Genomic DNA, 21890 nt, shown 5'->3' on the forward strand with positions numbered 1-21890 from the left:
AGAATTCAAAAATAGTCAGAAAAGTAAGGTTGTTCTTTAGGAATTATATTCTCAAGTGTCCTCAGCATTTTAAAGCTGGTTTTCAAACGTTCAATTTTATAAAAGTAAGAAGGACTTCGGTAACTCATTAGCATAGCTGTTAAAGTACAGATATCAAGTTCTACGGACGGGCCAATGGGCTCTTTTATAATTTCAATTTTTCCTTTTTTTGACCAATGAAGTCCAAAAGGACCATTATTCCATTTTGCAATCGGATCGGAAATAAGAAAATGAAAAGGGCGGGAACTGAATAAAAAAGGATACTTTTCTAAAAATGCTTCCACATCTACTATTCTTGCCATATAATAAGGCTTTATAGTTTGCATAATCTGACTATCATCAAGCAAAAATGCAATAGGGTCATTCTTATATATATTTCCTTTAACGCTGTTCACCATCGAGAAATGCGCTGAAATAAAATTCCAAAGACCTTTTTGTGATTCCATATCAAGATATATAAGTTCTTTAATATTGAAAACATCACCACTTATCCAATACATAACATATCCCATAGGTTCATCATGGTTATTATAATAAACAGCCGCATATCTTTCATCTTCATTTTCCCACCTCCAATATTCTTCCCATTCATATTGTCCTCGTATCAAAGCTCCGTGGTTAGTCTGTGCGAATCTGTTATATGTGTTTATTACATCTATGTCATCAACAGGCTTTCTTTCCACATATCCCGGCAGATCTATATGTTTAGGAAGCTGAGAGTCTTTGATAGTAAAAGTCATATGATCAGACATGATTTCCCATCCTTTTCTTCTATAATAAGGAACTGAATAAGGATATAAATAGGATATAGTTTGTCCTTTTTCTTTCATTCGTTCCAGCCCCGTAATAATCAAATTGTTCATTAAGCCCATATTGGCATATTCAGGATAAGTACCTACGCCGGTTAAACCTCCCATTTTTACAATTTTTCCGTGAATATTTACCCTGCAAGGGTAAATACACAATTGAGACACCAGATGCTCATCATTAAACCAGCCTATAGCATCAGCTCGTTGTAAAATTGGTCTTTTAGATCGCATAATTTCACCTTCTTCATACCCGCTATCTTCTAAAATTTTATTGGTTACCTGAAATACGTAGCGCAATAATTCGTTGTATTGGTCTAAATGCTGCACTCCAATTTCACGAAATTGCAATTCTTTCCTAAGTTTTTTGTTAGCCATATAAGTATAATTCAGGCAGTAGATACGAAAAAGCTAGTTTACGGTAAATATACAAATTTTACTATTCCTCTGTTAGTGTCAAAAATTAGTGTTCCGAAGTTTCTGAATTTTTTTTCTTTTTAAGAACATTAAGTTTTGAGAAAAATAATTGATCAAGATGAGTTTTTTTAACAGATCTGGTTTTAAAAATAAGTAGGGGAAAAACAACACCAAAAGCAAGAGATAGCAAAGTAAAACCGGTTCTGGTAACTTTTTCGAGCATTTCTACCAAATAATTAAACTGTAGAGGTTCTCCTTCTTTTAATGTCATTACTTCAATTAATGAAATCATAAATTCATATCCGGGTTTTCCAGGAATAATATTAATAACTGCAGGTATCGTGAAAACAATAGGGGGTGTGTGTACTTTATGCGCAAAATAGACACCTAAAACTCCTACAAGACTTGCCGAAATAAAACTGGCAAATACAATTTGGTCGTCAAACCAATGTAGTAAAAAAGCTCTGCAGCTAAATCCCAGTCCACCTAAAACAGCAACTACCCACATAGATCGTCTGGGTGTCGTAAATATCACTGCAAAACCGAGAGATACCCACATTGACCAGAATATTTTTTCCCATACAGATACTTCAAGTGAAGTAAATAAATTAATGAAATCCATAACCAAATAGAAATAATGATAAAAATAAGCCCATTGCAATAACAAATATAAGTACAGATCCATGCACCCCTCTGGCTATACCTTGGGCTACATAACCTTCTAAAATATCAATAAAAGAATTGATAAGAGGAACTCCCGGAATTAAAAAAAGCACACTGGCTGCAAAAGCACTATTAAGATCTAATCCGGTTAAAATTCTGAAAATGTTTACAGTTGATACTGCTGTAAAAGAAGCTAAAGCAAATACTATAAATATATTAAATTTTTTTTCTGTGAAAAATTGCCGGATAATAAGCCCTAGTACAGTTGCCAGAAAAGTAATTAAAAATTCTGGCCAGCTTCCACCCAAAATACGGCTAAGGCTGGCACCCGCTAAACCTACAAATAACCATATGCTAGGTTTTGAGTAGTGTCGGATTTTTTTTATTCGGTTAAAATGTTCATTTACCTGGTATGCATCCAGTTTTTCATTAACTACTCTCCATGATAAAATGCTTATCTCAGATATAATTTCAAAATTGACTCCTATATTTGGAATAGCCCTTACTATTGTATGCATTTCGTTGGTTTCTTTATTTCTCACGCTTAAGACTACCCCGGAAAGAGAAAAGAAAAAGTCGGCTTCATAGCCCAGACCTTGTGCAATTCTTTGGGTATTTTTCAACGTTCGGGAGGTGTTGGCTCCATTCATCATTAGCGTTATCGCTACTTCAGATAAGAATTCTCCAACAAATTTTATTTCTATTGAGGAATTATTCATATATAATTAAGATATAGAAATGCAAAATTAATAACAACAACGACTAGTTTTCATATAAAAACGATAAACATGATAACAATCACAAAATTTGTACAGTTTTTGCATTGTAATAGATTACGTTAATGGTTATTATTAAATTTGTTTACAACCTAAAGAATTAGATTATGAAAAATATTGCATTAGTTTCATTACTTTATTTATTAATAAGCTGTCAGACCAATAACCTGGCAGTTGATTATGACCAGTCGTTTAACTTTAATAATGTTAAAACCTATAATTATTACAACGATAATAATTTAAAGGTTAATCAAATAGATAGTGCAAACTTTATAAGGAATTTAGATCAGGCTTTATACTCCAAAGGTTTGGTAAAAGATATAAACAATCCAGATATATTGATAGCTGTTCAGGTTTATAATCAGGCAGAGAATAGGACTTCGAACATTGCTAGCATTGGATTAGGGGGTGGTAGCAGGTGGTTTGGACTTGGTACGAGTGTAGGTATACCAATTCGTAAGAAAGTAATGAATTATTCTTTTCAAATAGATTTTGATGATGCTATAACCAAAAAGCTGATATGGACAGGACAGACGGTAAATACAATTTCGTATAATGCTACATCAGAAGCTAAAAACTCTTTTTATACATCCAATATACAATCACTATTAAAAAAATATCCCCCTCAAATGAATAGTAAAAAGACTAAGTCTAAGAAAAGTAATTATTACAATTGATTTGCAATTTAATAGATAAACATAAAGCTCTATCCTTAAGGATAGAGCTTTTTTCTTATACTAAGCAGTAAATTTTTTTTTACATTCTTTATTTAACAGTTTAAATTTTTAGCGTTTTTAGTAAAATATATTTGTTTACTAAATAGTATATTTTATTAAACTCACAGAATATAAGTACTATAGAGTGTTTAATATTAAACTGAAAAACGAATTAATTTATCTTAACAATTTCTAAATTATTTTTCATTGATTTTTTTTATTTAAATAGCTTTGTATAAAGTACTTTCATATAATTTTTTTAATAAGAAATATCGTTATAATTAGTAACAGGTTAAAATATGATAAAATTCATTATTTAATTCTTTGTTTAAACGGTTAAATAAAATAAATTTGCGAAATAAACCACAAAAGTCTAACTAAATTTTTTTAATATGAATACCAAATATCTATACTGGATTACTTTTATAGCGGTTAATGGGGGACTGTTATTCGGATTGAATATGGCAGGTATAGCGGGTGCTAATGACTTAATAAAAAATGACTTTAGTTTAAGTGATTCGGGTCTGGGTACTGTTGCTAGTTTTTTAATGATTGGTTGCTTAATAGGAGCACTTTTTACAGGAAAGTTTGCTGAAAAATACGGAAGAAAAAAAGTAATGTTGGTGACTGCTTTGCTTTACGTTATTTCTTCTTTAGGATGTGCATTTGCAGAAGGTTTTGCAGGTTTAACCTTTTTTAGGGTTCTTTCCGGTTTTGCTGTAGGAGCAACATCGGTTGTCGGGCCTATGTATATATCTGAAATTTCGCCTGCAAGTAAACGAGGAACCTTGGTATCATTCAATCAATTTGCTATAACTATAGGTATATTTTTAGCATATGTATTTGATTATTTTTTGATCAACCTGGGTGAAAACAGTTGGAGGTATATGCTTGCTGTTCCTGCATTATTTGGTGTTTTGTATTTAATATTTCTTCTTACTTCTTTTCCAGAAAGTCCAAGATGGTTGCTTGCTAATAATAAAAAAGAACAGGCAGTTTCAGTACTTCAAAAAATCGGGGGAAAAAATTATGTAGATAATGAACTTCCTGATATGGAAAACTCAATAAATTCAGAATTGAATAAGGATAAAGTCAGTTTGAAAGAACTATTTTCAGGTAAAACAGGAAAAATAGTGTTGATAGGAACTCTTATTGCTGCATTTCAGCAAATAACGGGAATCAATGCGGTATTAATTTTTGCACCTGATATTTTTCGCTCTGCAGGTGTAGGAGGTGACACAGCATTGTTACAATCTATGGTTGTAGGACTAGTAAATGTTTTAATGACGATTGTTGCTTTAAAATTAGTTGATACCAAAGGGCGTAAAACTTTATTGTTATGGGGGGCTTTCGGTATGATAGTATCATTGGCATATCTTACCTTTGCTTTTTCTCAATCCGAGAAAAATACATGGGGAGTTCTAATCGCTCTTTTAGGATATATTTCTTTCTTTGCGGCTTCTTTTGCACCTGTTATGTGGGTAATTATATCTGAGATTTATCCTAATAGGATTAAAGGTTTGGCTATGTCTTTTTCAACAGCTGTAAGTTGGGGATGTACTTTTTTAACCGTTTATTTTGCCCCGATAATCAGAGCAGACTTAGGAGACAGTGCATTGTTTGGAATTTTTGGTATATTTACGGTAATAGCGTTTATATTTGTTAGAATTTGGATTCCTGAAACTAAGGGAAAATCATTGGAACAAATTGAAAAAGAGCTAGGATTATAGTAATGATAAACTAAAAATTTAATGATAATTTAACTATGAAAAGAGTCTCAATTAAAGATGTTGCTTTAAAAGTAGGTGTATCTACAGCATTGGTTTCTTATGTAATGAATGGGCGCCATACAGACAGAATTAATAAGGATACGGCTAAAAAAATAAAAAAAGCCGCTAAAGAGTTAAATTATAGACCTAGTAAGATTGCTCAAAGTCTTAAATCTAACCGGACCAATTCTATTGCACTCTTAGTAGCGGATATAGCAAATCCGTTCGCTTCTCAGATTGCAAGAATTATTGAAGATGAAGTCAGTAAGAAAGGATATGTTGTTCTTATAGGAAGTTCAGATGAAAAAGCAGAAAAGCTTAAGCAGCTTATAGATTTATTTATGAACAGGCAGGTAGATGGTTTTATCATAGCTCCGGTTCAGGGATCTGAAAAGTGTATACAAGAATTAATCAAAGCTAAGGCTCCTTTAGTTTTAATAGATAGATATTTTGAAAATATGAAGGTTCCGGTAATTACAACTAATAATTATGGTATAGCTTATCAGGCAACTGAACATTTAATAAAAAGAGGAAGAAAAAATATTGGTGTTTTAGCTTATAATACAAATTTGCTTCACTTAAACGAAAGGGTTAATGGTTACAAAAGAGCCTTGCAGGATCATGGCATTTCAGACAATCCTGATAATGTAAAATATATCAATGAAATTGAAATACAAAAAGAAGTAGATCTAGCGCTGGAAAATTTATTTTCTGCAGATGATAAAATAGATGCATTATTTTTTACCACTAATAAACTTGCAATTTCAGGATTAAAAAAAATAATGACTATGAATATCAAAATTCCTGAAGAATTAGCTTTGTTAACCTTTGATGAATCAGAAGCTTTTGAAATTTTTAAAACTCCTGTAACTCATATAAAACAGCCTTTGCAGGATATAGCCAGAGAATCTGTTGAGATTCTTACCGGAATCATCGAAAATAAAAATTTAAAGTACAAACCAAGAGTTTATAATTCAAAATTAATAATAAAACAATCTACCTAAAATCATACAAATGGGAAATGATATAAACACAAAAAAGTCAGTAATTTGCTTCGGAGAAATATTATGGGATATATTTCCTTCAGGAAAAAAAATTGGGGGTGCTCCCTTCAATGTTGCATACCATTTAAATAAAATGGGAGTGGATGGAAGAATGATTAGCTGTATAGGTAAAGATAAGCTGGGAGAAGAATTAATTTCACGCGTTAAAGAAGCATCCATATCTACAAAGGAATGTCAGGTAAATGCTGAATATGATACCGGAACAGTTATAGCAGATATTGATGAAAATAATGAAGCCCATTATACAATAGTTGAACCAGTGGCCTGGGATTTTATTCAGTGGAAAGATGATTATGAGAATCTGGTTAAAAACTCTTCCGCTTTTGTTTTTGGAAGTTTAGGAACTAGAAACAATGTGTCAAAAAATACGTTGTTACAGTTATTAAAACTGGCACCTTACAAAGTTTTTGATATAAATTTAAGACCTCCATATATTTCACAAGTATCAATAATAGAATTTATCAAACAATCGGATTTAGTAAAGATGAATAAAGCCGAATTAAGGCAATTACTGGAATGGATAGGGAAAGAATATACTACAGAAGAAGAAGCTGTAAAATACGTTCAGAAATGCTTCAATCTGGATGGGCTGATAATAACTAAAGGTAGTAAAGGAGCAGTATATTGTGATAAAGAACAATATATATTCTCTGAAGCAGTAAAAGTAGAAGTAAAAGATACGGTGGGTAGTGGTGATTCTTTTTTAGCTGGATTTCTTTCTAAAAAAGTCAACGGATTTTCTGCGTCAGAAGCTATGAAAGAAGCTATCTCTTTAGGGGCTTTTATTACTAATCACGAAGGAGCTTGTCCGGTATATGAGATAAACGATTTTCATGATTTTATAAAAAACAGAACTGAAAAAGAGGTACATATTTAAACGATTAACTTAATTAACACTTTAAAAAGTCTGTTCCTGTCATTCAGAAAGGGCAGACTTTTCATTTATTGAGTAGCATTAATAATTTAAAAGTATTTCTATAAAATTATAAAAAAAGGCTGTGGAATTGCCCACAGCCTTTTTTCAATTATAAATTATATTTATTGACAATTCGAAGAGCAATTGTTCGTTTTAATCTGTTCAAAAAAATCATTACCCTTATTATCTACCAGAATAAATGCTGGAAAATTTTCAACTTCTATTTTCCATATAGCTTCCATTCCCAGTTCAGGATATTCCAGGCATTCTAAACTTTTAATATTGGATTGAGCCAGTATTGCTGCAGGCCCGCCGATACTGCCAAGATAAAAACCTCCGTGTTTCTTACAGGCATCAGTAACTTGTTTGCTTCGGTTACCCTTAGCAATCATAATAAGACTTCCTCCTTCCGATTGAAAAGAATCTACATAGGAATCCATTCTTCCGGCTGTGGTAGGTCCCATGGAACCAGAGGCGTAGCCTTGAGGCGTTTTTGCAGGCCCTGCGTAATATATAGGATGATCTTTAATATACGAAGGTAGTCCTTCACCATTATCTATTTTTTCCTGTAATTTAGCATGAGCAATATCTCTACCCACGATAATGGTTCCGGAAAGAGACAATCTTGTAGAAACAGGGTATTGAGATAATTCTTTTAGAATTTCGCTCATAGGCTGATCAAGATTAATTTTGATTCCACCTGCTTCACCTGCTTTCTGATATTCTTCAGGAATCAATCTGGCAGGATTATCCTCAAGTTTTTCAAGCCAGATACCCTCCTTATTGATTTTTGCTTTAATGTTTCGATCGGCAGAACAGGAAACTCCCATTCCCACTGGGCAGGAAGCACCATGTCGCGGAAGGCGTATTACACGAATGTCGTGGGCGAAAAATTTACCGCCGAACTGTGCACCTAACCCTAATTCCTGAGCTGCTTTTAACAATCTTTTTTCCATTTCTAAATCGCGGAAAGCACGTCCTCCTTCATTTCCGGATGTGGCCAGGTTATCATAATACTTAGTAGAGGCTAACTTAACGGTTTTAAGATTAGTTTCTGCAGAGGTTCCTCCGATAACAAAAGCAATATGATAAGGAGGGCAGGCAGCAGTACCCAAAGATTTCATTTTATCAACTAAAAATGAAAACAGCTTTTCAGGAGTAAGTAAAGCTTTCGTTTCCTGATATAAATAAGTTTTATTGGCAGAACCTCCCCCTTTAGCCACAAATAAAAATTTATATTCCTGTCCGTCTGTTGCATATAAATCGATTTGAGCAGGTAGATTGGTTCCTGTGTTGACCTCTTGATACATATCCAGAGGAGCATTCTGTGAATATCTCAGGTTATCTGTTGTAAAAGTATTATAAACTCCTCTTGAAAGTGATTCTTCATCTTTTCCGCCTGTCCAAACGTACTGACCTTTCTTACCCATTATTATCGCTGTACCCGTGTCCTGACAGAATGGAAGTATACCCTTGGAAGAAATCTCAGAATTTCTCAAGAAAGTCAAAGCCACAAATTTATCATTTTCGCTGGCTTCGGGATCTGATAAAATTGTTGCAACTTGTTGCTGATGTTCAGGTCGGAGTAAAAATTCTACATTGTGAAATGCATGCTGTGCCAGCAGTGTAAGCCCTTCAGGCTCAATTTTTAAAATTTCCTTTCCATCAAATTCGGAGGTAGATATGTAATCCTTCGTTAATAAATAATACTCAGTGGAATCCTTTCCTTGTTCAAAAGTAGCCTGATACTTAAATTCAGTTGTTGCCATATTTTTTATTAGTTTGTAGTATGTGAATGATGGCAAAATTAAGTATTGGGTAAATGTAAAAATATGATATTTAAACGGTTTTTATTATTAGTATGATATTTATAATCATTACAAATAAGAATTTTATTAATATTCCATCCATTTCTGTATTCATGTGTACTACATGACAGATGATTTAACCGGTTAATTATTGCAAATAAAAAAATCCGGAAAAATGTCCGGATTTTAATAATACATTAATTTATAATTGGTTACAATTATCTTATGGTAAATAATAACTCTCTGTACTTAGTTAAAGGCCACATTTCATTATCTATAAGCATTTCCAATGCATCAGAATGTTCTCTCAATAAAGAGAAAATAGGTTTAACTTTATTACAGAAAGCTTCCGCTTGTTTGGAAGGATCTTCGATTTCAATAGCTTTTTCTCTCTCTTTAAATAGCTTATCAACATTACTTTTGATTTCCGTAATATGAGTTGAAATGGTTTTTATCAAATCCAATTGTTCTTTACACATGGTTTTCATTTCCTTTTCCCCGAAAATTTCCTTCAGCCCTTTTGCATTCTCAATAAGTTTAGTTTGATAATCTACAGCTACAGGAACAATATGATTACGAGCCATATCACCTAAAACCTTGGCTTCAATAGAAATCATTTTTGAGTATTTCTCAAGTTTTATTTCATTTCGAGCCTCAATTTCCTTTGTACTTAAAATACCTAATTGTTCAAAAGGTTCGATTAAGTTCTTTTGCAGCTCAAATTTAAGTGCCTCCGGAGTTGTTTTTCTATTTTCCAGACCTCTTTTTTCTGCCTCTTTAACCCAGTCATCACTATATCCGTCGCCTTCAAATAAAATTTTTCTTGATGCTTTAATATAATCACGTAAAATATTGAAAATAGCTTCGTCTTTTTTAAGTCCTTTTTCTACCAAAGCATCTACTTCTTTTTTGAATTTTTGAAGCTGATACGCCATGATTGTATTAAGAACAGTCATCGGTTCACCACAGTTAGCCTGAGAACCTACAGCCCGGAATTCAAATTTATTACCTGTAAAAGCAAACGGTGAAGTTCTGTTTCTGTCAGTATTATCTAATAACAATTCAGGAATTTTTCCAACAATATTTAGTTTAAGATCGGTTTTTTCATCCGGAGATAATTTTCCTTTAGTCACCTTTTCAAGTTCATCTAAAACTCGAGTTAACTGAGAACCAATAAAAATAGAAATGATGGCAGGAGGAGCTTCATTAGCACCTAATCTGTGATCGTTACCAGCAGAAGCAATTGCAGAACGTAATAAGTCGCCATAGTCATGAACCGCTTTTATAGTATTGATAAAAAATGTCAGAAATTGTAAATTTTTCTTCGGATTTTTTCCTGGACTCAACAAGTTTTCACCTGTATCGGTAGACAATGACCAGTTATTGTGTTTTCCACTTCCATTAACACCATCAAAAGGTTTTTCATGGAAAAGAATGCTTAGTCCGTGTCTTCTGCTTACTTTTTTCATCACATCCATCAGTAGAGAATTATGATCTACTGCCAGATTTGCCTCCTCAAATAGAGGCGCAAGTTCGAACTGATTAGGAGCCACTTCATTATGTCTTGTAGTAACAGGAATTCCCAGTTTCATGCAATCGATTTCTAATTCTTTCATGAAATTCCGAACCCGGGTAGGAATAGATCCGAAATAATGATCTTCCAGCTGTTGTCCTTTAGCCGGAGCATGACCTAATAAAGTTCTACCCGTTAAAACTAAATCCGGACGAGTTTGAAATAAGGAAGAATCTACCAGAAAATATTCCTGTTCCCATCCTAAGGTAGAATATACTTTAGTAACATTTTTGTCAAAATAGGCCTGACATACTTCTGTTGCAGCTTCATCTACAGATTGAAGAGCTCTTAGAAGAGGAGTTTTGTAATCCAGAGTTTCTCCTGTATAGGAAACAAATATAGAAGGAATACACAGAGTGGTATCAATAATAAATGCCGGAGATGTTGGATCCCATGCGGTATATCCTCTGGCTTCAAAAGTATTCCGTATTCCTCCATTTGGAAAACTGGAGGCATCTGGTTCCTGCTGAATTAATAAAGAACCGCTGAATCTTTCTATAGCACGCCCTTCACCAATCGGATTAAAAAATGAGTCATGTTTTTCTGCAGTTTCTCCCGTTAAGGGTTGAAACCAGTGTGTATAGTGAGTTACTCCTTTAGACATTGCCCAATCTTTCATAGCTACAGCTACCTGATCAGCAATTTCACGAGTTATTTTTTTACCATATTTCATAGCATCCAAAATGCTTTGATAAGCATCTTTGGTTAAATATTCTCTCATCGTCGATTCAGAGAATACATGTTCACAATATAATTCAGATAATTTTTTTGGAACTTCAATACGTCTGGGTTGTAGATAAGGAAGTCTTTTTAAAGCATAAAATCGTAATGTTGACATAAAGGTATGTTTTTGTAGGGCAAATATAAAAATAAAAATAAAAATATGAGCGATACCCCCTTGTTTTTTATGAGATTGTTTTTAAATGATACTAAATAATTTCGTTTTTCTATGTGTATTCTTAATAATAACAATTTTTTTTAGGTATTTGCCAATATTATAATCCTACAGTACTCATTTAATGCAAAATTGATAAATAAATAAAAAGTAAAATTTATCAGACAGTTTAAATCCAAAAAGTTATAAATTAAAAGAATAAATTGTAATATCAGTAATTCTGCTGGTTACCTGAAGTTAGATTTGGTAGTTTCTTTTAACTCAAAATTAACCAGTAAAATCAATTTTAATTAGTAAATTTATCCAAATAAAACAGTAAAAAACATGGAATACAGAAAACTAGGAAAATCGGACTTATCCGTTTCAGTAATTACTTTCGGAGCCTGGGCTGCCGGAGGCTGGATGTGGGGAGGTACAGAAAGGAAACAATCTGTGGAAGCAATCAAGGCCGGATATGAAGTAGGAATGACATCTATAGATACAGCTCCCATTTACGGGCAAGGAACCAGTGAGGAAATAGTAGGGGAGGCCATTAAAGATTTACCGAGAGATAAAGTTCAAATTCTGACCAAATTTGGAATGCGTTGGGATCTGACTAAAGGAGATCTGGCTATGCACAGCAAAGATAATTCAGGAAAAGCTATTGATATTTATAAGTATGCAGGTAAAGAAAGTGTTATATACGAATGCGAGCAAAGTTTAAAAAGATTAGGAACAGATTATATAGACTTATATCAGATACACTGGCCTGAAACTGTAACTCCCATTCACGAAACTTTTGAAGCTGTAGCCCGATTGAAGGAGCAGGGGAAGATAAGATATGCTGCTGTATGCAATTATTCTGCTTCTCAGGTATCTGAAGCAGATTTGGTTTGTGAAATTGTATCGGATCAGGTTCCCTATAGTATGATGAATCGTAAAATAGAAGAGGAGCTTGTACCGTATTGTATAAATAGCCAAAAATCAATTTTAGCATACAGTCCCATGGAAAGAGGATTGTTAACCGGAAAGATAAAGCCTGGACATTCTTTTGCAGAAGGAGATGCCAGAAGCGAAATGAAAATATATCAGCCCGAAAGCATAGAAAAAGTAAATGCATTTCTTCAAAAAATAAAACCGATTGCTGATGAGCAAGGAGCAACGCTGGCACAATTGGTCTTAAAGTGGACTATTGAGCAGCCGGGTATTACTATTGCCCTGGCAGGAGCTAGGAATGCAGAACAAACCATTCAAAACGCAAAAGCAGCTGAGTTGAAGTTAACCTCTCAGCATATTGAGTTTATCAACTCGGAATTGTCAAAATTATAAAAGTTATATATGGAAAATTTGAAAGGAAAAAAGGCATTAGTTACCGGAGGTAGTAGAGGTTTAGGTAAAGCAGTTGCATTAGCTTTAGCAGAAGAGGGAGTAGAAGTAGCTATTACAGGAAGAAATGAACAGTCATTAAAGGAAACCACCGAATTACTTGCATCTAAAGGAGTTGGTTCCTCTTATGCTGTTTTTGACATTGCAGTAAAATCAGAAGTAGATCAATCTCTGGACAAATTACAGCAGGAATTCGGTACTTTTGATATTTTAATTAATAATGCAGGAGTAGCTGCTTTCGGTGGTTTTCTGGAGATGGATTCCTCAGAATGGCAGAGAATTGTTCAGACCAATCTCTTCGGAGCCTATTACGTAACCCAGTCGGTTCTTCCGGCGATGATAGAAAAAAAGAGTGGAGATATTATCAACGTATCTTCCACAGCAGGTCTGAAGGGAGGAGCTTCAACTTCGGCGTACAGCGTATCCAAAGCAGGACTCATTTCACTGTCAGAATCCCTGATGTTTGAAATGAGAAAGCATAATGTACGGGTTACTACGTTAACTCCGAGCACTATTGCTTCTGATATGTCTGTGAAAGAATTGAAGATAACAGACGGAAATCCTGAAAAAGTTTTGCAACCTCAGGATTTTGCTGACTTAGTGGTTGATATTTTAAAATTAAACAAACGAGCATTTGTGGCTTCAGCATCCTTGTGGTCTACAAATCCGTAAGCAAAATATACCTTGAAATAGTCCGGATTAATTCGTTAATCCGGACTTAATAGTTAAAAACCAATAGAAAATGAAAATATTTATATCTGGCATGATTCCGGAATCCGGAATTGAAATGCTTAAAAAAGAAGGCTGTGAAGTTGAAGTTTGGTCTGGAAAACAGCTCTCAGAAAAGGAACTGATTGATAAATGTAAAGATGCAGATGGCTACATCAACGTGATGACTCCCGTAACTGCTAATTTTCTTAAACAAAGTTCGCACCTTAAAGTAATTTCCACTTTTTCTGTAGGGTTCAATCACATAGACTTATCTACAGCCACTCAACTCGGAATTCCCGTGGGAAATACTCCTGACGTACTTAGTAATGCTACAGCCGATGTCGCTTTTCTTCTTATGCTTAATGTTTCCCGAAAAGCATTTTATAACTATAGTAAAATACGTACAGGTAACTGGAACCAGGGTTTTGATGCCGTATCTCATTTAGGGCAGGAATTGAACGGGAAAACATTAGGTATTTTTGGTATGGGGCGTATAGGGATTAAAATGGCAGAAAAATGCAAAGGAGCCTATGGTATGAACATAATTTACCATAACCGCAATCGTCACGAGCAGGCAGAAAAAGAACTAGGAGCTGTTTATGTATCTTTTGACGAATTATTGAAACAATCTGATATACTTAGTTTACATGCTCCGCTATCAGACGATAACAAAGGGTTGTTTAATAAACATGTATTTGAGAAAATGAAGCCCAATGCTATTCTGGTAAATACCGCCAGAGGAGCAATGGTAAATGAAGAAGATTTGGTTGAAGCTTTGAAGAACCAGCAGATTTGGGGAGCAGGACTAGATGTAACCGATCCGGAACCTATCCCAAAAGATCATCCGCTGTTAACGATGGAAAGCGTGGCGATAACTCCTCATATCGGTTCTGCAACAGTTGAAGCTAGAAATGCAATGTCAGATTTGTGCGCTAGAAACATATTAGCCGGTTTGAAGGGGGAAAAATTACCCTGTGTCGTAAATCCGGAAGTTTATAAATAAAAAATCAGCCGTACTGATTAGTAGGTTTCAGAAGAAATTAACCGGCTGGTTAAAAATAAAAAAGAGGATTCTAAGTAGAATCCTCTTTTTAGGTAGAGATTTATTTTTCTAAGATATGAATTATTAAAATAAGTGTTGATTCCAACTTGTAATGTTTTAATTAAGATAATTTACTATTTATTATTTTAATTTCTATTTTCGTTTTTTATAAAAGATAAATTTAGCTTAATTAATTTTAGGAATAAAAAAAGCGGGAATTTTCCCGCTTTCAGATAATTGTAAAGAATAATTCTCTTTACTATCGTTTTGACGTATATTGGTTCTGGGTAATTATTTGCGATTGAGATTAAGCTTTGAGAAATCTGAGAAATATCCGTTTAGCAGGTTATTTCTTTTTTTTAGACAATTAAAATATTTGTTTATAAATATTATATACAAACAATAAAAGAGCACAGCCATATAGAGAGATATATATTTTAAAGCAAAAATAGGTTATTTTAAATAAAATTTAAAATAAATATTATTTTTTTTATTGCAATTAATTAATATGTTTTTAATACATTGTTTACATATATGTGCTATTTAATTATCGGGTTACTTCATCAATCAAATAAAATATAGATTTAAAGTTAATCTCACTATACTCTTCCATTCCTATTTCACACGTTCGACTGGTGGAATACCCTTCAGTACAACCTGCCGGAATTTGTTCTTTTAGATGCCTTTGTCCATGTTTATTAAGTTCAGGATGAGTAAATCCCCGATCCCCGGCAAAACCGCAACAATTTGTTTGTATAAGATTTACATCTTGAGCACATAGCCGGGTTAATTTTACCAGATCCTCCATTAGACCGGATTTTTTTACTGAACAAATAGGAAAAACCGTAGCTATATCCTTCGGTTTTTTAATTTCAAGTTTGGGCATTACAAATTCCAGCATAAAATGGATAGGATCATAAATTTTTAAGTTTTCATTTGAAAAATGAGAATGGGAAGTATAATAGCAAGGACTCATATCATAAAGTATTGGGTATTTACCATTTGCAGAGGCTGTGAGAAGAGCTTTTTCTAATTCCTGTGATTTCTTGTCGCTATCATCATTAAAACCTTTACTACTGAAAGGCATTCCGCAGCAAAGAGAAGTCATATTCTCAGGATATATAACTGTGTATCCTGCACGGGTCAGAATCTGAACTGTTTTTTCGGTTAACGGAACTTCGTTTTCCTGATATTTGTTCGATATTCCCATGGTACGGTTAATACAGGAAGGATAGTATACTACTTTTAATGAATCACTTTGAGAAGCCGGAGCCATATTATTATACTTATTAGGAAATGGCATGGATGGATTCCATTGCGGAATTCTGTTACCAGATATTTTTCTTAATCCCGATGCAAAAGAATACATAGTAGTATTTCCCAGAATCTTTTGGGCTAAGCGGGTTAAATGTAAGCCGTTTTTCAGCAGATGAGTGGTTTTGCTAAAATGACGGGTGATGTAATTCGCCGTTTTATTTTCAAAAGGGGTAATATGATTGTGTCTTAAAGCCTTAACGTAAATGCCGGTGTCTATTCCCACGGGACAGGCAAGAAGACATAATCCGTCGGTAGCACAGGTTTCGTCAACATTATAAGCAGATTCTTTGACAAAGTGGTTGAGCCTTTCTACATTTTCTCCCGTTTTTTTCAATCGGGCAATTTCTCTTTCAACCACGATGCGTTGTCTTGGTGAGAGCGTTAATCCTTCAGAAACACAGGAAGGCTCACAAAAACCGCACTCCATACATTTATCAACCAAATCATGAGCTTCAGGTAAAGGTTTTAGATTTTCAAGATGTATCTCAGGATTTGGATTTATAATTACACCCGGATTAATCAGTTGATGAGGATCAAAAATATTTTTTATCTCCACCATTAATTTATAAGCGGCCTCACCCCATTCTTTTTCAACAAAAGGAGCCATGTTGCGTCCGGTTCCGTGTTCTGCTTTAAGAGAACCATCAAATTTGTCAACTACAATATCGGCAAGTTCATCCATTAAATCTGCATATCGTTGAATTTCTTTAGAATCAGAAAAATCTTGTGAGAAAACTAAATGTAAGTTACCTTCCAAAGCATGTCCAAATAGAACCGCATCGTGATATTCGTATTTTTTAAATAAATTCTTCAAATCAGAACAGGCTTCAGCAAGTCGAGGTACAGGAAAAGCAACATCCTCTATCAAGCAGGTAGTACCTTTTTTTCTTAATCCACCCACTGAAGCTAATAATCCTTTACGTGCTTTCCAGTTAAAATTGTATTCTTTCGGATCTGTAGTAAATTCATACGGCTGCATTACAGGTATAGACTCTATGGATACACGTATATTGGCTTCTTTCTCTCTTAGTTCTTCAATACTATCAGCTTGAATATCTACAAGTAAAACACCTACACTTTCGGGTAGGGTTTTAAAATATTCCGGGGCATCCACATCATTTTCTACTGATCGAATACAATCCCGGTCAAGTAGCTCTACTGCTGAGACAGGGCTGTTTCTTAATGCGGGAACTGTTTCGCATGCTCTTTCTATGGTATCATACAAAAGAAGAGAACAGGCTTTGTATTTGTAATCGGTAACAGTATGATAGGTAATATCGGAAATAAAAGCTAAAGTTCCTTCAGAGCCTATCATAAGATGCTTAATGATATCTATAGGATCTTCATAATCCACAAAAGCATTTATGCTATACCCTGTAGTATTTTTTATTTTAAACTTTCTTTTAATTCTTTCGAATAAAACTGAATCTTTAAGGATAGTGTTTTTTATTTTATATATACCTTCAATGATCTCTGAATGAGTTTTACTAAAATACTCTTTACTGACTTTGTCTGAGGTGTCCAGTACGGTGCCATCATAGAGGACCATACGTATATCAGCAATTGTTTGATACGAATTTTGAGATGTTCCGCAGCACATTCCGCTGGCATTATTAGATGCAATACCACCTATCATGGCAGCATTGATGGAGGCGGGATCCGGGCCTATTTTTTTCCCGTATGGAGCTAAATATATATTAGCACGGGACCCTACAATTCCTGGCTGTAGTTTAATCTTATTTCCATTGTCAAGTATTAAATAGTTTTTCCATTTGTGAGAAGCCACTACTAAAACAGAATCTGTGATTGCCTGGCCCGATAGACTGGTTCCGGCTGCCCGAAAGGTGACAGGAATAATGAGTTTTCCGGTAATTTTGAGGATCTCTTTAACTTCTTTTTCCGTATGTACTTGTATAACTATTTTAGGAATTAACCGGTAAAAACTTGCATCGGTTCCATAGGCTAGTGTTTTTAAGGGATCGGTAATAATTCTTTTGGGATCAATTTTTTTAGATACCTCATCAAGGAACAATATATACTTTTCTGGTAACATAAATTTGGCTTTAGTTTGTATTTGTAAAGTATATCAGAATATGAAATTTAATTTTCTTGTTTGCGGCTATGTTGCATTTTAAACTAAGAAAAGTTTATTCTATAATTCTGATATTCTAAGTTAATGATAGAAAAGTAAATAACCAAATTTATTTGACTAAGGTATAAATCTCTGAAAATTATAGTTTGTAGTTTGAAAAGATAATAAAAGTTTTGAAAAAATGATCACTTTTATCAAAGATCTAAGGTTAATTTTACAAATAGGTTTTGATCCAGGTTTCTTTTCTTATAGGCTCCTAATCGAGCATAAACACCAACCCCGACAAATCCTAATAATAACTTGTTTGCTTCAAAACCTACTTCCTGATAATAATCTCTGGGAACCTCAAATTCAAACAGGCTATGGTAGTCTTTATTAGACATACCTCCTAATAATCCTTTGTAAAAAAGGGCAAAGTATAAAGATTTAAATTCATTGACACGTATAGGTCTCAGATGATGTGTAAACTGAAAAGATATGAATCTGTCAGAGAAAAAAGTGGAAGGATTCATCGTTTCAAAGCTTTGAAAACCTTTAACACTAAATCGTGCCCAAATACTATTCCCGTGTTTAGCAACTCCCATTCCTTCATAGGTATTCATTAAAGGGGTGTCGCCAAAAGTAGCTCCTAGGTTTCCTATAAATTCAGTAGTTCCCCATTTGGACATAAAGGAGTATAATGCTGATAAATACAGACGGTGGGTTGCGGTACTATTTTCAAATAAGTTCCAAGATTTTGAATAGGTAAAATAGTAGTACGGAGGTCGATCCTTTAAGGTGCTTTTACCGGTTACAGTTTCAATATATTTGACATTTGGTGCATATCTGAGCCTGATGGCAGTATTAACATAATTGAACCAGGCATTGGGATCATAATTTTTAAACATGTAATCAAAGTTAGCTCGCTGCCTCTGATAATCTACAGAAAATGTAATGTCAATATTTTTAAAGAAATCCTGCTGGTAGGAAAGCTCAAACTTTCTATAAGTAAAATAGTTACTGTTATAGATGTTGTTAGGTTTTGCGGAAAGTTCATCTTTGGGGGTAAGGTATTTGGTTTTTGTACGACCTATAGGTAATACATCCGTTTCGGCTTTAATTGTAAGTTCTCCCCCTTGTTTTTTATTTATATAAAAAGTTATTTCACCTCCCCCCTTCACCTCTTTATCCCGGGTACCCTTTGCAATATAGGCTCCTAACTGTACATCTTTACTGAATTTGTAATTGGTATGACCTCCGAGTTGATACCTGAAAGACTCATATAAGTTATGACTGAATAAGCTATATATATCCATGCTCAATGGTCCCAATTCAAGCTCTCCGGAAGTTAAGCTTCTTAAAAATCGTAATTTGGGTTCTATTTTGTACTCTTTAAAAATCCTGTGAAGTTCGGTATACGTGTTTTCTTCTTTCTTAGTCAGACTATCTGTTCTGAGTGACGATATTTTTTCATCGACATTATGAGAAACACTTTTAGATATTTCATATTCGTATCCGTTAAAATCTTTAGAGGTGTATATTTCTGGACTTCTAAAATTTAAAAAGTGTGATTCTACTGTTGCTGTTGTTGTTAGCCTTGTTATAGAATGAAGACCTTTAGGAAGTATTTTATTAATTTTTTTTATAAAGCTGCTACTCAGAATTTCAGTTTTCATGTATTCAGTCTCAGCATACCAAATATTTTTATAGGGAGCATAGCTTATTTCATAATACACATTGGATACTTTTGAAGTATTTCCAATTAGTTTAACTAAGGCATAACTTTCAGCATCTATGAACACAGTCAAATTTCTGTAAAATTGTGTTTCGCTTTTACCACGTGAATAGGTGTATACAACATAAGTTTTTCTCGAATTAATATACAGGCTGTCTACTAATCGGGATACATTACTTTGTAATTCTCGTGGCTTTAATATTTCAGGATAATCATTAACAAGAGATTGAGAAATAGCAATGTTGAAAAATTCAGGTTTATCAAAGCCGCCGGCTTTATAAGCTGTTACTAATGCTTTTTTTCCGTATCTTCGATCGTATTCGTAGACCATCGTTCTTTCCCCAATAAAAACTTTACTTTTTTCAAGTAGTTTCTTGATATTATTGTTTAATGAATCTAGTTTTTTTTTCGGATCTGGAATAAATTTTATAGAATCGGATGGTACATCCAAGGTGAATTTCACATAAGAATCGAATTTATAGTTTGGTAAAAAATAAGGATTATTTTTATTTCGATTTTCCCACATCTTTTTTAAGAAATATAAAGCCTTTGGATCACTGTTTTTATCTGAATTGTCTTTAAATAAATAAATTGTTTTGTCAAAATTTCCCACTGTCTCCGACTTGGCTAGAAAATTGTCTGCACGAATAAGTATTTTATCCTGGTGAGAAGTTAAACAAAGTGTACCCTCATCATCGGTATAGCCAAGTAAATTTTCAAGTCTGTCGTAAATTGAAGCATTGGGAATCGGTAAGTTATTCTCAATATCAACAACTTTTATTTTAGTCTGTGAGCTTAGATATAAAGGAAGGAGTAATATAATTAAAAATAGTAAGGTAATTTTTCCTTTAGTAAGTTTTTGCATTGATAGAGAATGTACTAATAATTATAACGTAAACTTAAATGCTTTGCTTAAAATTATGATAGTGATTGATTTAAAATAAATAATAAAAATAATTCCAAGAACAAAAGTAAAAAAAAAACGTAATATTCAATAGATCTGTTTAAATAAAAAAATTGCTGTTTAACTAGTACCCAGCAATTTTTTATTTATCTAATTTATTTGTTAGAATAATGAGGCCGCAATCTGTACTCTGGCCTGTTTCACTGATGGATTCCACATGGCTGTAGCTGATACAGGTAGTTTATATCCTAAAACAGGAACATTTTTAGAAGCGGTAAATCCTACACTAACAACATCCACATCGTGTTTTCCGTTGCCATAAAAGTGTGAATGTCCGGTAAGTCCGAATCCGGCACCGCAGAATACTCTTAAATCAACTGCTTTTCCACGAATTACAGGATAATTCAGTTCGCCATACGATGACCAGCGTTGGTCTCCTCTTTCGTTACGGTCATTTCCATAAAAGGAAGTTCCGTATTCCAATCTTAGAGGAAATGACTCAGCAAATACGAGATATCCTCGTAAATCAAATCTGTGGCCGGACGTTTTGTGATCGTAATTCCATATATCAGCTGGTTTTCCAGTTAAACTTGTCGAGTTAAATACATCCCATACTCCTAATCCCCACATTTTTGTAGCATAGTTAAGATAGTAATTAATCTCATGATAATGTTCGCCTTTATGGTCTGATAAACCGATTCCTCCCCAGACTCCAAGTTTAAGATTCTTTTTATTGTCAAGAGCATAATGTATATCTACATCTGCTATGGGGACATCACTAACAGTTATACCTCTCCAAAGATGATTCGATCGAAGGCTTAAATTAAAATCAAGTCTATCAGCCTCCTGGCCCCATAGAACTACTGTTGACATTAAAAATGTCATAGTTAAAACAAGTGTTTTTTTCATATTAATCTTATTAAATTTGTTTAGTACTTTTCACTTCAGGCACTGAAATAACGTAATACATTTAAAATTAAATTTGAAATATCCATAACAGTTTGAAAATTATTCGCTCACAAATTGGAGTAATAAAATTTAAAAACTGTTGGTTTTGGTACAAAAGAGTGTTTAGTATAAAGTAATCAGAATACTAAAGTAGCTTTTTTATGTAATTACCACAAATAATATAGATAAAGATTAGTTAAATTGAATAAAATTATTTGTTAAATCCAATATAAATTATTCGGAAATATTGTGAACAGATAAAAATATTCAAATAAAAGCTTTATCTTAATTTTTGTTTATTTCAATACCTTTATAACTTGTTGTATGCTATTGCATACAACGGATAAGTTATAGC

The 21890-nt window shown here is 33.6% G+C and carries 15 protein-coding genes; 7 read left to right on the plus strand and 8 right to left on the minus strand.

Annotated features, from left to right (window positions below; translation table 11 throughout):
- Nucleotides 1-5: 5 nt before the first annotated feature.
- The 3 genes from EOV51_RS04435 to EOV51_RS04445 all read right to left on the minus strand — a co-directional run bounded on the left by EOV51_RS04435 (nt 6) and on the right by EOV51_RS04445 (nt 2644).
- Nucleotides 6-1223 (minus strand): GNAT family N-acetyltransferase, encoded by a 1218-nt coding sequence (locus tag EOV51_RS04435; protein ID WP_128150255.1) that lies wholly within the window; start codon nt 1221-1223, stop codon nt 6-8.
- 85 nt (nt 1224-1308) lie between these two features.
- Entirely contained in the window at nt 1309-1884 is a 576-nt protein-coding gene (locus EOV51_RS04440; protein ID WP_128150257.1) for a threonine/serine exporter family protein, read from the minus strand.
- On the minus strand, nt 1871-2644 hold the full coding sequence (locus tag EOV51_RS04445) for a threonine/serine exporter family protein (protein WP_128150259.1): 774 nt from the start codon (nt 2642-2644) through the stop codon (nt 1871-1873). Before EOV51_RS04445 ends, EOV51_RS04440 begins: the two co-directional genes overlap by 14 nt.
- A gap of 164 nt (nt 2645-2808) precedes the next feature.
- On the opposite strand from EOV51_RS04445, the gene EOV51_RS04450 reads away from it, so the two are divergent.
- From EOV51_RS04450 to EOV51_RS04465, 4 genes are all read left to right on the plus strand, one after another.
- Entirely contained in the window at nt 2809-3378 is a 570-nt protein-coding gene (locus tag EOV51_RS04450; RefSeq protein ID WP_128150261.1) for a DUF4136 domain-containing protein, read from the plus strand.
- A gap of 431 nt (nt 3379-3809) precedes the next feature.
- Nucleotides 3810-5147 carry a sugar porter family MFS transporter gene (locus EOV51_RS04455; protein ID WP_128150263.1) on the plus strand — a complete coding sequence of 446 codons (1338 nt, stop codon included), beginning with the start codon at nt 3810-3812 and terminating at the stop codon, nt 5145-5147.
- A 35-nt stretch (nt 5148-5182) separates the two neighbouring features.
- Nucleotides 5183-6190 carry a substrate-binding domain-containing protein gene (locus EOV51_RS04460; RefSeq protein WP_128150265.1) on the plus strand — a complete coding sequence of 336 codons (1008 nt, stop codon included), beginning with the start codon at nt 5183-5185 and terminating at the stop codon, nt 6188-6190.
- 10 nt (nt 6191-6200) lie between these two features.
- Entirely contained in the window at nt 6201-7127 is a 927-nt protein-coding gene (locus EOV51_RS04465) for a carbohydrate kinase family protein (RefSeq protein WP_128150266.1), read from the plus strand.
- Between the two features lie 161 nt (nt 7128-7288).
- Here the strand turns inward: EOV51_RS04465 and EOV51_RS04470 are convergent, their stop codons facing one another.
- On the minus strand, nt 7289-8935 hold the full coding sequence (locus EOV51_RS04470; RefSeq protein ID WP_128150268.1) for a fumarate hydratase: 1647 nt from the start codon (nt 8933-8935) through the stop codon (nt 7289-7291).
- A 257-nt stretch (nt 8936-9192) separates the two neighbouring features.
- Nucleotides 9193-11385 (minus strand): glutamine synthetase III family protein, encoded by a 2193-nt coding sequence (locus EOV51_RS04475; protein WP_128150270.1) that lies wholly within the window; start codon nt 11383-11385, stop codon nt 9193-9195.
- A gap of 381 nt (nt 11386-11766) precedes the next feature.
- Here EOV51_RS04475 and EOV51_RS04480 point away from each other — a divergent pair, with 381 nt between their 5' ends.
- The 3 genes from EOV51_RS04480 (at nt 11767) to EOV51_RS04490 (ending at nt 14521) form a co-directional block, all read left to right on the plus strand.
- On the plus strand, nt 11767-12750 hold the full coding sequence (locus EOV51_RS04480) for an aldo/keto reductase (protein WP_128150272.1): 984 nt from the start codon (nt 11767-11769) through the stop codon (nt 12748-12750).
- Nucleotides 12751-12759: 9 nt separating this feature from the next.
- Entirely contained in the window at nt 12760-13479 is a 720-nt protein-coding gene (locus tag EOV51_RS04485; protein ID WP_128150274.1) for a 3-ketoacyl-ACP reductase, read from the plus strand.
- Nucleotides 13480-13549: 70 nt separating this feature from the next.
- Nucleotides 13550-14521, plus strand: coding sequence for a 2-hydroxyacid dehydrogenase (locus EOV51_RS04490; protein WP_128150276.1), 972 nt, complete (start codon nt 13550-13552; stop codon nt 14519-14521).
- A gap of 586 nt (nt 14522-15107) precedes the next feature.
- Here the strand turns inward: EOV51_RS04490 and EOV51_RS04495 are convergent.
- The 3 genes from EOV51_RS04495 to EOV51_RS04505 form a co-directional block, all read right to left on the minus strand.
- Nucleotides 15108-17930, minus strand: a complete 2823-nt coding sequence (locus EOV51_RS04495; RefSeq protein ID WP_128150278.1) for an FAD-binding and (Fe-S)-binding domain-containing protein — start codon at nt 17928-17930, stop codon at nt 15108-15110.
- 233 nt (nt 17931-18163) lie between these two features.
- Entirely contained in the window at nt 18164-20548 is a 2385-nt protein-coding gene (locus tag EOV51_RS04500; protein ID WP_128150280.1) for a hypothetical protein, read from the minus strand.
- A gap of 201 nt (nt 20549-20749) precedes the next feature.
- Nucleotides 20750-21496, minus strand: a complete 747-nt coding sequence (locus EOV51_RS04505) for a hypothetical protein (RefSeq protein WP_128150282.1) — start codon at nt 21494-21496, stop codon at nt 20750-20752.
- Between the last annotated feature and the right edge of the window lie 394 nt (nt 21497-21890).

The organism is Apibacter raozihei (assembly GCF_004014855.1).
GTDB lineage: Bacteria > Bacteroidota > Bacteroidia > Flavobacteriales > Weeksellaceae > Apibacter > Apibacter raozihei.

Coding starts and splice junctions, on each gene's coding strand:
- EOV51_RS04435 (WP_128150255.1), bottom strand. CDS start 1,223: ATGGCTAACAAAAAACTTAGGAAAGAATTGCAATTTCGTGAAATTGGA.
- EOV51_RS04440 (WP_128150257.1), bottom strand. CDS start 1,884: ATGGATTTCATTAATTTATTTACTTCACTTGAAGTATCTGTATGGGAA.
- EOV51_RS04445 (WP_128150259.1), bottom strand. CDS start 2,644: ATGAATAATTCCTCAATAGAAATAAAATTTGTTGGAGAATTCTTATCT.
- EOV51_RS04450 (WP_128150261.1), top strand. CDS start 2,809: ATGAAAAATATTGCATTAGTTTCATTACTTTATTTATTAATAAGCTGT.
- EOV51_RS04455 (WP_128150263.1), top strand. CDS start 3,810: ATGAATACCAAATATCTATACTGGATTACTTTTATAGCGGTTAATGGG.
- EOV51_RS04460 (WP_128150265.1), top strand. CDS start 5,183: ATGAAAAGAGTCTCAATTAAAGATGTTGCTTTAAAAGTAGGTGTATCT.
- EOV51_RS04465 (WP_128150266.1), top strand. CDS start 6,201: ATGGGAAATGATATAAACACAAAAAAGTCAGTAATTTGCTTCGGAGAA.
- EOV51_RS04470 (WP_128150268.1), bottom strand. CDS start 8,935: ATGGCAACAACTGAATTTAAGTATCAGGCTACTTTTGAACAAGGAAAG.
- EOV51_RS04475 (WP_128150270.1), bottom strand. CDS start 11,385: ATGTCAACATTACGATTTTATGCTTTAAAAAGACTTCCTTATCTACAA.
- EOV51_RS04480 (WP_128150272.1), top strand. CDS start 11,767: ATGGAATACAGAAAACTAGGAAAATCGGACTTATCCGTTTCAGTAATT.
- EOV51_RS04485 (WP_128150274.1), top strand. CDS start 12,760: ATGGAAAATTTGAAAGGAAAAAAGGCATTAGTTACCGGAGGTAGTAGA.
- EOV51_RS04490 (WP_128150276.1), top strand. CDS start 13,550: ATGAAAATATTTATATCTGGCATGATTCCGGAATCCGGAATTGAAATG.
- EOV51_RS04495 (WP_128150278.1), bottom strand. CDS start 17,930: ATGTTACCAGAAAAGTATATATTGTTCCTTGATGAGGTATCTAAAAAA.
- EOV51_RS04500 (WP_128150280.1), bottom strand. CDS start 20,548: ATGCAAAAACTTACTAAAGGAAAAATTACCTTACTATTTTTAATTATA.
- EOV51_RS04505 (WP_128150282.1), bottom strand. CDS start 21,496: ATGAAAAAAACACTTGTTTTAACTATGACATTTTTAATGTCAACAGTA.